This window comes from Streptomyces sp. YIM 130001, from assembly GCF_003574445.1.
Taxonomy (GTDB): Bacteria; Actinomycetota; Actinomycetes; order Streptomycetales; family Streptomycetaceae; genus Streptomyces.
The window spans coordinates 39,591-55,238 of sequence record NZ_KZ984550.1; the positions used below are offsets into that span (position 1 = coordinate 39,591).

The window sequence follows — 15,648 nt, forward strand, 5'->3', positions numbered from 1 at the left end:
CAACGTAGCGAATGCCTCAGCGCACCGCGCGCCCGGGGTCCCCGTACGGGCCCGCCGGCATCTCGTCCTTCGCGCCCGCGCGCGCACCCGTCGGGCCCCGCAGATCACCGAACAGGGCGTGCAGCCGGGGGGAGGCGGCGAGTGCCTCGAGGGTGACCGGCCGTCCGTCGGGACCGGCCATCGGCAGCCGCCAGTTGGGGTACTCGTCGAGGGTGCCGGGCAGGTTCTGCGGCCGCCGGTCGCCGATCGCGTCGGGCAGCCACACCCCCACCAGCCGGGACGGGGTCCGCAGCAGGAAGCGGTACACGGCCCGGATCCCGGCCTCCTCGTCACCGATGTCGCCCATCCCGCCGATCCCTCCGGTGCCGCCGGTGCCGCCGGTGCCACCGACACCACCGGCGTCGTCGAGCAGCCCGAGCGAGGCGAACAGGGACAGCCACTGCGCGGATTCGGCGGCGTCCGCGTCGCGGGCCTCCCGCAGCGGTTCACCGAGCAGGCCGAGCCGGTGCCGCAGCGTGACGTGCTCGCCGCTGAGCCGGGCCGCGGTGGGCGGCAGATCGTGAGTGGTGGCGGTGGCCAGACAGCTCCCGCGCCACCGTTCGGGCGGCAGCGGAAGGCCCGTACCGTCCCAGTCGCGCTCGAACCACAGGACCGAGGTGCCGAGCACGCCCCGCTCGGCGAGACGTTCGCGCACCCCCGGCTCGACCGTGCCGAGGTCCTCGCCGATCACCACGGCCCCCGCCCGGTGCGCCTCGATGGCGAGGACCGCGAGCATCGCCTCGGCGTCGTAGGAGACGTACGCACCTTCGGTGGGCGGTCGACCGGACGGCACCCACCAGAGCCGGAACAGGCCCATCACATGGTCGATGCGCACCGCGCCCGCGTGCCGGAGCAGCCCCCGCAGCAGCTCCCGGAACGGCGCGTACCCCGAGGCGGCCAGCGCGTCCGGCCGCCAGGGCGGCAGACCCCAGTCCTGGCCACGGGAGTTGAAGGCGTCGGGCGGTGCGCCCACCGACATCCCGGTGGCGAAGCAGTCCTGCTGCGCCCAGGTGTCGGCGCCGTCCGGGTGCACGCCGACCGCGAGGTCCTGGATCAGGCCGATGCCCATGCCGGCGTCGCGCGCGGAGCGCTGTGCGGCGGCGAGTTGGGTGTCGGTGAGCCAGGCGAGCCAGCCGTGGAAGCCGACCCGGTCGGCGAGTTCGGTCCGGGCCCGTGCGGTGCCGGGCGATCCCGGCGTACGCAGGTCGGCGGGCCAGGAACGCCAGTCCGGGCCGTGGCGTTCGGCCAGCGCACACCAGGTCGTGTGCGTGTCGAGGGCCGTACCGGCCGCATCGAGGAACGCGCGGTGCGCTGCGCCGCGTTCGGGGCTCATCGGCACCCTGCGCAGGATCTCCAGGGCCTGCGACTTGAGCTCCCACACGGCGTCCCGGTCGATCAGCGCACCGTCGTCGAGCACCGACTCCCGCAGCCGCGCGGCCCGTTCGAGGATCGGCTCGATACGCGTGCGGTCCTCGGGGGCGAGCCGGTCGTACTCGGGGACGTCCTCGATGCGCAGATGGACCGGATCGGGAAAGCGGCGCGAGGCGGGGCGGTACGGGGACGGGTCGGACGGTGCGCCCGGCATGCCGGCGTGCAGCGGGTTGATCTGGACGAACGCGGCACCGAGCGCGCGCCCCGACCAGGCGGCGAGTTCCGCGAGGTCCCCCAGGTCGCCCATGCCCCAGGAGCGCTGCGAGAGCAGCGAGTAGAGCTGCACGAGCAAGCCGTACGAGCGCCCCTCGGGTCCGGGGGCCCGCTCCGGAGGCACGACGAGATGGGCGTCCGCCGTGCGTCCGTCGGGTGTCTCGGCGTGCAGCAGGTGCACACCGAGCGACAGTTGGGGGTCGAGCGGGCCGGCCAGGGTGGCGCCCTGCTCGGTGTGCACGGTGAGCTGCGTGCCGGGCGGCAGCGCGGCGAGCTCCGGCGCGAGACTGCCCGGCCACTGCACGAGGGTCGGTGGCAGCAGGCGTTCGCGGAGTTCCCGCATCCGCGCGTCGAGAGCGGCCCGCACGGCCGCTTCCCCGCCGGCGTCCACACCGAGCGCGGCGAGCACCTCGACCACGGCGGCCTGCCCACCGGACGAGCCGTCGGCGGGGGTCGAGAGCGAGGTGGCGGCCGCGTCCGAGGCGGGGGCCGTGTGTGTGGTGTCGACGCCGTACAGGGCGGCAAGCCGGGCCAGGCTCATCCTCGTCCCCCAGGAGGGCTCGTCCGCGGGCGGTCTCGGACCGGACGGCCGGGACGGCAGCTCGGTCGGCATGCCTTAGGGATGGTACGGCCGTCGAACGGCGGGACACCGCTCTTTTGCCCGGCCTTGCCCGGTTTCGCCACGGAGGAGTGACCTGCTGCGGTCACGTCGACGCGGCCGGTCCGGCCGACGCACGGCACGGAAGCGGCCGTACGGGACGGATCCCGTCGACGGGGAGGAGTGCGGGGCGGCGCCTAGTGGACGGAGGGGTCCAGGCCCGAGGCGGTGCCGGTGGCCGTCGGCTCGCTGGTCAGCGGAGCGGCGTCGGCGAGCGGTGGTTCGCTGGTGAGAGGGGCGGCGTCGGCGAGCGGAGGCTCGCTCGTCAGAGGCGGTTCCGCGCACCCGCAGGAGCAGGAGCCGAGCAACCCGGAGTCGGGTCCGGACACCAGCGACAGGTCCGGCAGGTCGCGCGGCTCCGGGCGTTTGGAGAGGGCGTCGAGCAGCAACTGAGCGGAAGCGGCCACGAGTGGCCTCCTTGTCTGCGAGGGCAGGGCTTTCGCGCCCCTACCCAGTCGGCACGCAGGCATTCGGAGAATGTGAGGCGCTTCACATTCAACTCTCACCCCCGGGATTCCGGTGACCCGTTGAGAGTGATCGGCGACGCACCGCAAGCACAGAACTGGCACAACAGGCCCGGACATTGACACTCTGGGCGCCGTGGCGGTGGGTTCGGCCCACCCTGGAACGCCGCGCGGGACATGCGGAGAAGGGCAGGGCGAGCCGTGCAGCTACGGCGAAGCAAGGGGGCGGCCGCCGTCGTGGCCGCCGTCATCGGCGGCCTGCTCGGTGGTGCGCCGGGAGCGCTCGCCGCCCCACAGGATCCGGCCGGTTCCGCGCTCGGCTCCGAGGACCGCGAGGACAACGCCGCCCTTCCGTCGGTCTGGCCCCGCCCCCAGAACCTCCAGCCCTCCGGTGCCGCGGTCCCGATCGGTTCCGCCGTTGCCCTGCTGACCGACGAGAACACCGACCCGTATGCCGTGCAGGCGCTGCGCACCCTGCTGCGCGAGGCCGGCGCCCGCCAGATCACCGAGGTGCCGGCCGGCGCGGCGCCACCGGCGGACGGCCTGCTGGTGCGGGCCGGACAGGCGGCCGGCGGGCGCTCCGGCGCGAGCCGCGCGCTCGGCGCGATGCGGGCCCCCGAGCGCGGCGATCTGCCGTCCGGCGGCTACCGGCTGGCAGTCGGACGCCACGGGGGCCGCGACACCGTCGCGCTCGAGGGCGCGGGCCCGGACGGCCTGTTCCACGGCGTACAGACGCTGCGGCAGGTGACCTCCGGCGGCCAGGTCGCGGGCGTGAAGGTCCGCGACTGGCCCGGCACGGCGGTCCGCGGCATGACGGAGGGCTTCTACGGCACCCCCTGGACCCGCGAACAGCGGCTCGCCCAGCTCGACTTCATGGGCCGCACCAAGCAGAACCGCTATCTGTACGCGCCGGGCGACGACCCGTTCCGTACGGCCCGCTGGCGTGAGCCGTATCCGGCCGAGCAGCGCGCGGACTTCCGGGCGCTGACGAAACAGGCGGCGGCGAACCATGTGACGTTCGCCTGGGCCGTCTCCCCCGGACAGACGATGTGCATGTCCTCCAAGGAGGACATGCAGGCACTGACGCGCAAGGTCGATGCCATGTGGGCGCTGGGGGTGCGCGCGTTCCAACTGCAGTTCCAGGACGTGTCGTACAGCGAGTGGCACTGCGGGCAGGACGCCGAGACCTTCGGCTCGGGGCCGGACGCCGCCGCCCGCGCCCATGCGCAGGTGGCGAACGCGGTGGCCGCGCATCTCGCCGAGCGCCACGCGGGCGCCGAACCGCTGACCCTGATGCCGACCGAGTACTACCAGGACGGGAAGACCGAGTACCGCACCTCGCTCGCCGAGGATCTCGACGGGCGCGTCCAGGTGGCCTGGACCGGCGTCGGTGTGGTGCCGAAGACCATCACCGGCGGTGAACTCGAGGGCGCACGCGAGGCGTTCGGGCACTCGCTGGTCACGATGGACAACTACCCGGTCAACGACTATGCGCAGGACCGGCTGTTCCTCGGCCCGTACCGCGGCCGCGAACCGGCCGTCGCGGCGGGCTCCGCGGCTCTGCTCGCCAACGCCATGGAGCAGCCGGCCGCCTCCCGGATCCCGCTCTTCACGGCGGCCGACTACGCCTGGAACCCCAAGGCGTACCGTCCAGGTGAATCCTGGCAGGCGGCCATCGACGACCTCGCGGACGGTGATGCCTCGCGGCTGCCGGCGGTCCGCGCGCTGGCCGGCAACCACGCCTCGTCGGTGCTCGGCACGAACGAGTCCGCGTATCTGCGCCCGCTCGTCGACGCGTTCTTCGCGGTGCGGCCCTCCGGCGACCGGCAGCGGACCGCGCAGGCGGCCAGGGCGCTGCGTGCGGCGTTCACCGCGATGCGCGAGGCGCCCCAGCGGCTTGCGGCCACGGAACTGGCGGACGAGGCCGGCCCGTGGCTGGCCCAACTGTCCCGCTACGGCCGGGCCGGCGAGCAGGCCGTGGACCTGCTGGAGGCACAGGCAGACGGCGACGGTGCGAAGGCGTGGTCCGGGGCGCGGTCACTGGACACCCTCCGCGAAGACCTGAAGTCGAGCCGGGTGACGGTCGGCAAGGACGTACTCGATCCGTTCCTCGACCGGGTACAGAAGACGGCCGCGGCCTGGACCGGTGCGTCCGACGCTCCCGACCGGGTGAACGAGGAGCGCGGCTCCTACACCGTGCGCCTGCCGCGCCCGCGCCCCCTCGAAGCGGTCACGGTGCTCGCGGATCCGGCCGAGCGCAGCGGCTTCCTTCAGGCGCATGTGCCGGGCCAGGGCTGGCGGAACGTCGGCCGGCTGTCCGGCGGCGGCTGGACGGAGACGGGGACGGACGGGCTGAGCGCGGACGCCCTGCGGGTCGTCGGCGAGGGCGCCACCGGCCGCTCCGGACCGCCCGAAGGCCGTCAACGCGGCAGCAGCGTGCGGCACATCGTGCCCTGGTACGCCGACGCGGAACGCGCCGGACTCTCCCTCGACCGGTCCGAGACGGATGCGCAGATCGGCGGCCCCGCGGAGCGGGTGACGGCGAGGCTGGCCTCGCGGCGCCCCGCGGAGGTGCGCGGCAAGGTCACCGCGAAGGCCCCGAAGGGTGTCGAGGCGCGGGTACCGGAGGGCATCCGGGTTCCGCGCGGGGCGACGGTCGAGGTACCCGTGGACGTACGCATCCCCGAGGACACCCCCGCAGGCAGCTACCGGGTGCCGGTCTCCTTCGGCGACGAGACGCGCACCCTGACGGTGCGCGCCTTTCCACGTACCGGCGGACCCGATCTGGCCCGCGGTGCGCAGGCCGCTTCGTCCGGCGACGAGACCCCGGACTTCCCGGCCGCGAAGGCCAACGACGGTGATTCCGGGACCCGTTGGTCCTCGCCCGTGGAGGACGGTGCCTGGTGGCAGATGGAGCTGGCCGAACCGGTCCGACTCGGCCGGGTGGTACTGAACTGGCAGGACGCCCACGCGTCCCGCTACCGCGTGCAGGTCTCCGCGAACGGGCACAGCTGGCGTGACGCGGCCACGGTCACCGACTCCCGCGGTGGCCGCGAGTCGGTTCGCATGGACCAGCGGGACGTACGGTTCGTCCGTGTCCAGGGCGACGAGCGGGCGACCCGCTTCGGCTACTCCCTCTGGTCGGTGGAGGCGTACGCGGTGACTGCGGACCGGTAGAGCTCCCTCGGCGCGGGGCGGCTCGGCCGTCGAGTCCATCCACCTCGTCGCGTCCGGCCCGCCTCAACCGGAGTGCCAGTTCCCACTTTCAGTCCCCTCCGCTTCACTATGTACTCAGTACATATATCGAGTACATACTCGTGCCATGACCACCCGCCACGTCCTGCTCGGCCTGCTCGCCGGCGGGCCCAGCCACGGCTACGACCTCAAGCGACGCCACGACGAACGCTTCCCGGGGGCCCGCCCGTTGGCGTACGGGCAGGTGTACACGACCCTCCAACGCCTGGTCCGCGACGGGCTGGTGGAGGTCGACGGCACGGACGCCGACGGCGGTCCCGAGCGCACCCGCTATCGCAGCACCGGTGCGGGCACCCGCGAACTCGCGGACTGGCTGGGCGAGATCGTCCCGCCCGCCCCGCACATCGCGAACGAGATCTTCGCCAAGGTCGTCGTCGGCATCCTGGCCGCCGCGGCAGGCGGGAACGCCGACCCGGCGGACCACCTGCGCGCCCAACGCGCCGCCCACATGGCCCGGATGCGCGAACTGACCGCCGTGAAGACCGCCCCGGGTGCCGACCTCGCCACCGTCCTGTCCGCGGACTACGCGCTCACCCATCTCGATGCCGACCTGCGCTGGATGGCCACGACCGCGACCCGGATCACCACTCTCACCGAGGAGATCACCACCTCATGAGCACATCCCCGAGCACACCGAGCCCGTCGCCCGCGCGCGGCACGCCGGTCCTGGCGGCCCATGCCCTGAGCAAGTCCTACGGGCCGACCGAAGCGCTGCGCGGCGCGTCGGTGGAGTTGGCCGCCGGCGAGATCCTGGCCCTGACGGGCGCCAGCGGAAGCGGCAAGTCCACCCTGCTGCACTGCATGGCCGGGATCGTCGCGCCCGATGCGGGTGCCGTCACCTACGCGGGCCGGCACCTGGGTTCCCTGTCGGAGAGCCGACGCACGCTGCTGCGGCGCACCGACTTCGGCGTCGTCTTCCAGTTCGGCCAGCTCATTCCGGAGCTCGTCGTCCGGGACAACGTGGCTCTCCCGCTGCTGCTCGCCGGTGTCCGCAGGGCGGCCGCGGAGCAGCGGGCCGAGGAGTGGCTGGAGCGGTTCGGCGTACGGGGCCAGGCGACGTCGCGGCCCGGCGAACTCAGCGGTGGTCAGGCTCAACGGGCCGCCATGGCGCGGGCCCTGGTGACCGAACCGAAGGTGATCTTCGCGGACGAGCCGACCGGCGCACTCGACTCCCTCGCGGGCGAGCAGGTCCTCACCGCCCTGGTGCACGTGGCCCGCGAATCGGGCACAGCGGTCCTCGTCGTCACGCACGATGCCCAGGTGGCGGCCTACGCGGACCGCGAGGTGCAGCTCCGGGACGGCGCGGTCGCACCGGACCCGGTCGTCGCCGCGGCCAGGGGGGCGGGCGGCGATGAGCACTGAATCCCGTACGCCCGTGCCCGGTTCGGCCGTGCGGGCCCTCGTGGGCGACGCCCGGCTCGCCGTCGATCTGGTGCGCGGATCGGACCGGCGCGAGTGGTGGCGGCTCGGGCTCACCGCCTTCGGCGCATTCCTCGCCACCTGCTTCGCGCTCGCCGCGGGGACCGTCGCCGCCATCCCCGACGGCCATCCGGTGCGGTACACCAACGGCCTGCTCAACGGTTCCGGAGTGCGCCCCGGTCTCGTGCTCGCCCTGCTGCTGCTCCTCATCCCCGTCCTGGGCTTCCTCGGACAGGCCACCCGGATCGGGGCGGTGCACCGCGACCGGCGCTTCGCCGCGCTGCGCCTCACCGGTGCCACGACGCAGCAGGTGCGTACCGTCGCGGCGTTCGAGGCGGGAGTGACCTGCCTGGTGGGATCGGTCGCCGGACTCGTCGGCTTCCTGGGCGTGCGTGCTGTGCTCGATGCCGCGCAGAGCGGTCGGTCGGTTCTCGTCTGGCCGACCGACATCCCGGTGTTCTGGCCGGGGTTCGTCCTGGTGACGCTTGCGATGCCGCTGCTCGCCACGGCCGCGGGCGTTCTCGCGCTGCGCCGGGTCGCGTCGTCGCCGCTCGGGGTGTTCCGGCGTACCCGTCCGCCGCGCAGTCTGAAGGTGTACGTGCTTGTCGCGGTGCTGCTCGTGGCAGGCGCGGGAGTCGCCTACGTGGGCAGCCAGGAGGATCTGCTCATGGCCGCCGCCTTCCCGGCGATCGTGGCGGGCGCGGTGGTCCTGATCGGGGCCGGGGCGGTGTCCGCCGCGGGGGCGGCCAGCCGATTCCTCGGCAACCGGCTGGTCGGGCGGGCGCAGAGTCCCGCACTGCTGATCGCCGCCGGCCGGCTGCAGTCGGATCCCTGGGCGGCGGCGCGGGTGCATGCCACGGTGATCCTGATCACCGTGGTCGGCGTGGGCTTCACGGGGATCCGCCGGATCGTCCTGGACGCCCTGAAGGGCCCCAACTACGCGGGGAACGACACCGGCTTCTACGAGAGCGGCTTCGCCGCCGTGGGCCTGACCGTCCTGGTGGCCCTGTCCATCGCCATGCTCGGCCTCGCGGTCGGCACCGCCGAGTCCCTGCTCACCCGGCGCCGCGCTCTCGCCGCACAGTACGCGGCCGGGGTGCCGCGCTCGGTGCTGCGCCGGGCCCTGCTGGTGGAGACGGCCCTGCCGCTCGCTCCCGCGGTCCTGCTCGCGGGCCTCGGCGGACTGGTGATCTACGCGGCCTACATGCCGAACGGCAGCTCGTTCCCCCTCCTGCAGCCCCTGCTCGTACCCGTGGCGGTGTACGCGGCGTGCCTGCTCGCCGCGGCCGCGTCCCTGCCGCTGCTCGGCCGGACGCTGCGGCCGGCCGAGCTACGGCACGAGTAGGCCCCGCACGCCTACGCCGACCCGGTCGCAGCGCGAGCGTGCGGCAGGGTCGGCCAGGACGGGCGAGGGCTGACAAAAGCCCGGTCTCTCAGGCGGAGATGCCGTCGATCCGGGCCATGGCGTCGTCGGCGCCGTACGGCTGCAGGTACGGCAGCCAGCGCGGATCCCGGTGCCCCGTGCCGATGATGCGCCAGGCGAGTCCGCTCGGCGGTGCCGGTTTGTGGCGCAGCCGCCAGCCCAGTTCAAGCAGGTGGCGGTCGGCCTTCACGTGGTTGCAGCGGCGGCAGGACGCCACCACGTTCTCCCAGGCGTGCGGGCCGCCCCGGCTCTTGGGGATGACGTGGTCGACGCTGGTTGCGACGCCACCGCAGTACATGCACCGGCCTCCGTCCCTCGCGAACAGGGCCCGCCGGGTCAGCGGAACGGGCCCCCGGTACGGGACCCGCACGAAGCGCTTGAGCCGGACCACGCTGGGTGCGGGGATGGTGCAGGTCGCGCTGTGCATGAAAGCGCCGGATTCCTCGAGGCACTGAGCCTTGTTCTCCAGGACGAGGACGAGCGCGCGGCGGAGCGGTACGACGCCGAGCGGCTCGTACGACGCGTTGAGGACCAGGACATGCGGCACGGATGCCTCCTTGTACGCCGGCGGCGCGTGGCTCGCGCCGGGACGATCTGCACTCAGTCTCCCCTCAGGCCTGGTCGCGGCGCCACCATGTGCGGGTAACGGGGTGAGGGAGTTTGCCGCGGAGACGTGCCCCGCGGCCGCGCCGACACGGGATTCCGTGGCCCGTGTGCCGTCCGACACACTCACGTTCTGCCCACACGTGAGCGCCGTCTCTCCTTGGAACATGACAACGATCCACACACAATGCCCCGTTAGTGTGGTGAGTCTGCCCGGTCTTCCCTGTGCCCGGGCGGATCCCCATCAGGAGGTATCTGCCGTGTTCTTGTCCGTCGCGTCGAGGGTCGTCGCAGCCGACGAGCCCGTGACTCTCGACGACGCTCACGAGAAGGCGACGAACGCCGCCGGCTGGATCGAGCAGAACTGGGCGACCTGGCTCGGCATCGGTCTGAAGGTCCTGCTGATCGTGGTGATCGCCGCGATCCTCAGGCATGTGATCCGCAAGACCATCACGAAGCTGATCGAGCGTATGAACCGCGGCGCCCAGGCGGTGGACGGCACCGCGCTGGGCGGACTGCTGGTCAACGCCGAGCGGCGCCGCCAGCGCTCGGAGGCCATCGGTTCGGTGCTCCGCTCGGTGGCGTCGTTCCTCATTCTCGGTACCGCCGCCCTGATGGTCCTTGGGATCTTCGAGATAAATCTGGCGCCGCTGCTCGCCAGCGCCGGTGTAGCGGGTGTCGCGCTCGGTTTCGGTGCGCGCAATCTGGTGACGGACTTTCTCTCCGGCGTCTTCATGATCCTGGAGGACCAGTACGGGGTGGGCGACAGCATCGACGCGGGCGTCGCCTCGGGCGAGGTCATCGAGGTCGGTCTGCGGGTGACCAAGCTGCGCGGTGAGAACGGCGCGATCTGGTACGTGCGCAACGGCGAGGTCAAGCGGATCGGCAACCTCAGCCAGGGCTGGGCCACCGCCCACGTGGATGTGACGGTGCGTCCGGAAGAGGACCTGGACAAGGTCCGCACGACGCTCGAGGAGGTCGGCGAGGCGCTGGCCAAGGACGACCCGTGGAACGAGGTCCTCTGGGGCCCGGTCGAGGTGCTCGGCCTGGACTCGGTGAACCTGGAACAGATGGTCGTGAGCATGTCCGCGAAGACCATGCCGAACAAGTCGGTCGGTGTGGAGCGCGAACTGCGCTGGCGCGTCAAGCAGGCGTTCGACGCGGAGGGCATCCGCATCGTCGGCGGTCCGGCCCTGGACGCCGAGGAGGCCGCCGCCGACCCGTCGGCCGCCGTGTCCGCTCCTTCGGCGTACGCATCCGCGGTGTCGCCCCAGTCGATGGCGGCGTCCCCGATCCCGCCGCCGACCCTGAAGAAGTAGCCGCACTGGCCCGCTCCACACCGCACCCCCGCAGGTAACGACTTGGTTGCCGCGGGGGTGCGGTGTATTGACGTGCGCCCGGGCGCCGCTGCTACCTTCCTCGCATCGAACAGGAAACCTTCCTAACAGTGGCATCGGCAAGGATGTCCCTGGTGCGGCCGCCCACTGCGGCAGCACGGGAAACGGTCGGTCGGGTACGGCGGCGTAAGGGGGCTCTCATGTCGGGTGCGACACCGGGGACACCGAAGGTGCTCCGCGCCATGAACGACCGTGCGGCGCTCGATCTGCTGCTCACCCACGGACCGCTCAGCCGCACCCGGATCGGCAAGCTCACCGGCCTGTCGAAGCCCACCGCCTCGCAGCTGCTCTCGCGCCTGGAGGCAGCCGGCCTGGTCGTGCAGACCGGCACCAGCGAGGGCAGGCCGGGCCCCAACGCCCAGCTGTACGCGGTGAACTCGGGCGCCGCGCATGTGGCCGCGCTCGACGTCACGCCGGACCGGATCCTCGCCGCGGTGGCCGATGTCACCGGCGCCACAGCGGGCGAGTTCGAGCTGCACACCGGACGCGGCGGCGACGGCGCGGTGCGCCAGGTGCTCACCGCCCTGGACGGCGCGGTGAAGGCCGCCGGGCTCACCCGCTCCGACGTGCACCGTGTGGTGATCGGCACCCCGGGCGCCTTCGACCCGAACACCGGCCGCCTGCGCTACGCCAGCCACCTGCCCGGCTGGCACTCGGCCGCACTGCTCGACGAGCTGGCCGCCGCGCTCCCGATGCCCGTCGAGTACGAGAACGACGTCAATCTCGCGGCCATCGCGGAGCAGCGCCTCGGCGCGGCACAGGACCACGAGAACTTCGTCCTGCTGTGGAACCAGGAGGGCATCGGCGCCGCCCTCGTCATCGGCGGCCGACTGCACCGCGGCTGGACCGGCGGCGCCGGCGAACTCGGCTTCCTGCCGGTGCCCGGAACCCCGCTGGTCCGCGGCGTCGCGCGCGCGGGCAGCGGCGGGTACCAGGAGCTGGCGGGCGCGCAGGCGGTCCCCCGGATCGCCCGCTCGCTCGGTCTCGACACCCCGGACGAGCCCTACGCGCGCGCTGCCGCGACACTGCTCGCCAGGGCCGCCGCCGACGAGGACGACGACCCGCTCCTCGCGGAGCTGATCGTGCAGACCGGACGGCGTCTCGCGACGGGTCTCGCCTCGGTCGCGGCCGTCCTCGATCCGGAGCTGATCGTGCTGTCCGGTGCGGTGACCGCGGCCGGTGGGGAGCCTCTGCGGGCCGCCATCCAGGCCGAGTTGGCGGAGCTTGCCGCACCCCGGCCGCGGCTCGTACTCGGCGACGTACCGCACCGTCCCGTGCTGCGCGGCGCGTTGGAGAGCGCGCTCGCGGACACCCGCGACGAGGTGTTCGACACCTCCCGCTGACCATCGCGGGCCGGGCAGCCGTCCGGCACCGCACCGCCCTCGAAACGGCACCGCACCGCCTCACCGCGCACCTGTCCCTACCGCCCCCTGCCCTTCCCACCCGTCGAGGGAGACACCGCCATGCGCAGAACGGGAACCTCCGCGAGGAGGCGGCTGACCGCAGCCGCCTCCGTCGCCACCCTCGCCCTGCTCGCCTCCGCCTGCACCGGATCGCCGGACGACGGCGCGGGCGACGATCCGAACGCGAAGACGACCCTGACGTTCTGGCACGGCTGGAGCGCCCCCGGCGAGGTCGCGGCCATCAAGGCGAACATCACCGAGTTCGAGAAGCAACATCCCCATATCACCGTCAAGTTGGTGAAGGGCATCACCGACGACAAGATCAACCAGGGGCTGCGCGCGGGTGGTTCGAACGCGCCCGATGTGGTGTCGTCCTTCACCACGGACAACGTCGGCCGGTTCTGCACCTCGGGCGCGCTCGCCGACCTGAAGCCGTTCCTCGACAAGTCCGGCATCGACCCGTCAGAGACGTTCCTGCCGCAGATGGCCAAGTACACCGAGCACGACGGCAAGCGGTGCACCGTTCCGCTGCTCGGCGACGCCTACGGCCTCTACTACAACAAGGACGCGTTTCGGAAGGCCGGCATCAAGGCCCCGCCGAAGACGCTCTCCGAGTTCGACGAGGTCGCCAAGAAGCTGACGAAGACCAAGGGCGACGGCTACGAGCAGCTCGGCTTCATGCCCAACTACCTGGGCTATGAGACGACCGTCGAGCACTACGGCGGCCAGTTCGGGATCGGTTACGTCGACAAGGACGGCAAGTCCGACACTGCCGACGATCCCGCCGTCAAGGAGATGTTCACCTGGCAGAAGAACCTGGTGAACGACCTCGGCGGCTACCGGAAGCTGAACCGCTACCGCACCACGTTCGGTGACGAGTGGGGCGCCAAGCACCCCTTCCACACCGGCCAGGTGGCCATGCAGCTCGACGGCGAGTGGCGCGGCAAGATGGCCACCGACGCCGGTCTCGACTTCGAGATAGGCGCCGCGCCGCTGCCCGTCCCGGACGACCGGGCGGACGAGTACGGCAAGGGTTATCTCTCCGGCACCGTCCTGGGCATCGCCCGCACCAGCGAGAAACAGAACGCGGCCTGGGAACTGGTCAAGTACCTGTCCACGGACACCGACGCGGTCGTGTCGTTCGCCAACGCGATCCACAACGTCCCGTCGACGGTGAAGGCTCTCGAGTCGCCGAAGCTGAACGACGATCCGCTGTACCGCACGTTCGTCGACATCGCCCGGCACCCGAAGAGCTCGCACGCCCCGTCCTCGGTCAACGGCGGCGCCTTCCTGCTGACCCTGCAGGATCACGCCGTCGCCTACGAGAAGGGCAAGGAGAAGGACCTGGACGCGATGTTGCGGAAGAACGACGCGCAGGTCGACAAGGACAACGAGCAGGCGCAGTGAGATGACCCCGACCCGCACCGTCCCGGAGTCCGGGCGCCGCGGTCCGGCTGTGCGCGCCGGACGCCGCGATCCCGCTCTGCGCGCCAAGCAACGGCGGCAGACCCTGCGCACCCTCGGTTTCCTGTCCCCCTGGCTGATCGGCTTCAGCGTCTTCTTCGCGTACCCGCTGATCGCGACCGTCTACTTCTCCTTCATGAAGTACGACGGGTTCGGCGCACCCGTGTACGTCGGCCTGAAGAACTGGAGTTACGTCTTCCGGGACAACCCGTTCTTCTGGCCCGCGCTCGCCAACATGCTGTGGCTGATCGCGGTGATGGTGACGCTCCGGGTGGTCTTCGGGCTCGGTATCGGGCTGCTCGTCACCAGGATCAAGACCGGCGCCGGGATCTTCCGCACGCTGTTCTATCTGCCGTATCTGGCACCGCCGGTGGCCGCCACGATGGCGTTCGTGTTCCTGCTCAATCCCGGTACCGGGCCGGTGAACACCGTCCTGGACACCCTGGGGATCAGCGGTCCGCAGTGGTTCAACGACGCGGCCTGGGCCAAGCCGTCGCTGACCATCCTGGCGCTGTGGGGCATCGGCGACCTGATGGTGATCTTCATGGCCTCGCTGCTCGACGTACCCAAGGAGCAGTACGAGGCCGCGGACCTGGACGGCGCCAACACCTGGCACCGGTTCCGCTACGTGACGCTGCCGAACATCTCGCCGATCGTGCTGTTCGCGGTGATCACCGGCGTGATCGCCACCATGCAGTACTACACGGAACCGCTGGTCGCGGCGAAGGTCGCGAGCGGGGTGATCGGCGGCTCGGGACAGCACTTCGAGCCGGGCTACCCGGACAAGAGCACACTCACCGTGCCGCAGGTGATCTACAACCTCGGCTTCCAGCGCTTCGACACCGGCGCCGCCTGTGTGGTGGCCCTGGTGCTCTTCGCCCTGGCCATGGTGTTCACCACGTTCTTGATGCGCAGGCGCAGCGGCTTCATGTCGGCGGAGGACTGAGCGATGACGACCGACACCGGACTGAACCCGCCCCGGGCCGGCCACGCCGGCGAGCGCGACCGCGGGAGCAGGCGACACGACGACGTCGAGCGGAGAGCGGCGCGGCGCCGGGCGGCCCTGCACTGGGTGGCCGTGCACTCCCTCGCGATCGCCGCGTCCCTGTTCTTCGTGCTGCCCTTCGTCTTCGTCCTGCTCACCGCGGTGATGAGCGACGACCAGGCACTGACCCGCGAACTGTGGCCGCACACCTGGGAATGGGGCAACTTCGCCGAGGTGTGGAACACCCCGGGCTTCCTGACCTGGTGGCGCAACACGCTGCTCTACGCGGGCCTCGGCACCGTCCTCGCAGTCGGCTCCAGCCTGCCCGTGGCGTACGCCCTGGCCAAGTTCCGCTTCCGCGGGCGGAATCTGATGATGATGGTGGTCATCGCGGCGATGATGCTGCCACCGCAGGTGATCATCGTCCCGATGTATCTGTTCTGGGCGAAGCAGCTGGATCTGGCCGGCACCCTGTGGCCGTTGATCATCCCCTTCGCCTTCGGCAACGCCTTCTCCATCTTCCTGCTGCGCCAGTTCCTGCTGACGATCCCCCGCGAGTACACCGAGGCGGCGCGGATCGACGGCTGCGGCGAATTCACCACCCTGCTGCGGGTGGTGCTGCCGATGGCGAAACCGGCGGTCGCGGCAACCGCCCTGTTCCACTTCTTCTACTGCTGGAACGACTACTTCGGACCGCAGATCTACGCCTCGGAGAACCCGGGTGCCTGGACGCTGAGTTACGGTCTCGAATCGTTCAAGGGAGCACACCAGACGGACTGGAATCTGACCATGGCGGCCACGGTCCTCGTGATGGCCCCTGTGATCATCCTGTTCTTCTTCGCACAGAAGGCCTTCGTCGAAGGCGTCACGCTGACCGGAGTGAAGGGCTAGACA

General features: G+C 71.7%; 12 protein-coding genes. 9 read left to right on the top strand and 3 right to left on the bottom strand.

Going from position 1 to position 15,648, the window contains the following annotated elements:
- Nucleotides 1-16: 16 nt before the first annotated feature.
- Together malQ and DSC45_RS05810 are read right to left on the bottom strand one after the other, a co-directional pair.
- Complete coding sequence (malQ, locus tag DSC45_RS05805) at nt 17-2,224, bottom strand: 4-alpha-glucanotransferase (protein WP_119287793.1); 2,208 nt, start codon at nt 2,222-2,224, stop codon at nt 17-19.
- A gap of 254 nt (nt 2,225-2,478) precedes the next feature.
- Nucleotides 2,479-2,748, bottom strand: a complete 270-nt coding sequence (locus DSC45_RS05810) for a hypothetical protein (protein ID WP_119287795.1) — start codon at nt 2,746-2,748, stop codon at nt 2,479-2,481.
- Nucleotides 2,749-3,006: 258 nt separating this feature from the next.
- On the opposite strand from DSC45_RS05810, the gene DSC45_RS05815 reads away from it, so the two are divergent.
- From DSC45_RS05815 to DSC45_RS05830, 4 genes are all read left to right on the top strand, one after another.
- Entirely contained in the window at nt 3,007-5,982 is a 2,976-nt protein-coding gene (locus DSC45_RS05815) for a glycoside hydrolase family 84 protein (protein WP_119287797.1), read from the top strand.
- A 145-nt stretch (nt 5,983-6,127) separates the two neighbouring features.
- On the top strand, nt 6,128-6,676 hold the full coding sequence (locus DSC45_RS05820; protein ID WP_119287799.1) for a PadR family transcriptional regulator: 549 nt from the start codon (nt 6,128-6,130) through the stop codon (nt 6,674-6,676).
- Entirely contained in the window at nt 6,673-7,422 is a 750-nt protein-coding gene (locus tag DSC45_RS05825) for an ABC transporter ATP-binding protein (RefSeq protein WP_119287800.1), read from the top strand. Before DSC45_RS05820 ends, DSC45_RS05825 begins: the two co-directional genes overlap by 4 nt.
- The gene (locus tag DSC45_RS05830) at nt 7,412-8,824 is read left to right on the top strand and encodes an FtsX-like permease family protein (RefSeq protein ID WP_119287802.1); all 1,413 of its coding nucleotides are present in this window, start codon (nt 7,412-7,414) and stop codon (nt 8,822-8,824) included. The genes DSC45_RS05825 and DSC45_RS05830 overlap by 11 nt, the downstream gene beginning before the upstream one ends.
- A gap of 88 nt (nt 8,825-8,912) precedes the next feature.
- Here the strand turns inward: DSC45_RS05830 and DSC45_RS05835 are convergent, their stop codons facing one another.
- Nucleotides 8,913-9,449: an HNH endonuclease gene (locus DSC45_RS05835; RefSeq protein WP_119287804.1), complete on the bottom strand. Its 537-nt coding sequence runs from the start codon at nt 9,447-9,449 to the stop codon at nt 8,913-8,915.
- A gap of 322 nt (nt 9,450-9,771) precedes the next feature.
- On the opposite strand from DSC45_RS05835, the gene DSC45_RS05840 reads away from it, so the two are divergent.
- The 5 genes from DSC45_RS05840 to DSC45_RS05860 all read left to right on the top strand — a co-directional run bounded on the left by DSC45_RS05840 (nt 9,772) and on the right by DSC45_RS05860 (nt 15,645).
- Nucleotides 9,772-10,824, top strand: coding sequence for a mechanosensitive ion channel family protein (locus tag DSC45_RS05840; RefSeq protein WP_240434518.1), 1,053 nt, complete (start codon nt 9,772-9,774; stop codon nt 10,822-10,824).
- Between the two features lie 218 nt (nt 10,825-11,042).
- Nucleotides 11,043-12,245, top strand: coding sequence for an ROK family transcriptional regulator (locus DSC45_RS05845; protein WP_119287808.1), 1,203 nt, complete (start codon nt 11,043-11,045; stop codon nt 12,243-12,245).
- Between the two features lie 120 nt (nt 12,246-12,365).
- Nucleotides 12,366-13,712, top strand: a complete 1,347-nt coding sequence (locus DSC45_RS05850) for an ABC transporter substrate-binding protein (protein WP_119287810.1) — start codon at nt 12,366-12,368, stop codon at nt 13,710-13,712.
- A 1-nt stretch (nt 13,713) separates the two neighbouring features.
- Complete coding sequence (locus tag DSC45_RS05855; protein WP_119287811.1) at nt 13,714-14,715, top strand: carbohydrate ABC transporter permease; 1,002 nt, start codon at nt 13,714-13,716, stop codon at nt 14,713-14,715.
- Between the two features lie 3 nt (nt 14,716-14,718).
- A complete protein-coding gene (locus DSC45_RS05860; RefSeq protein WP_240434487.1) occupies nt 14,719-15,645 on the top strand; it encodes a carbohydrate ABC transporter permease in 927 nt (308 codons plus the stop codon).
- Nucleotides 15,646-15,648: the final 3 nt, after the last annotated feature.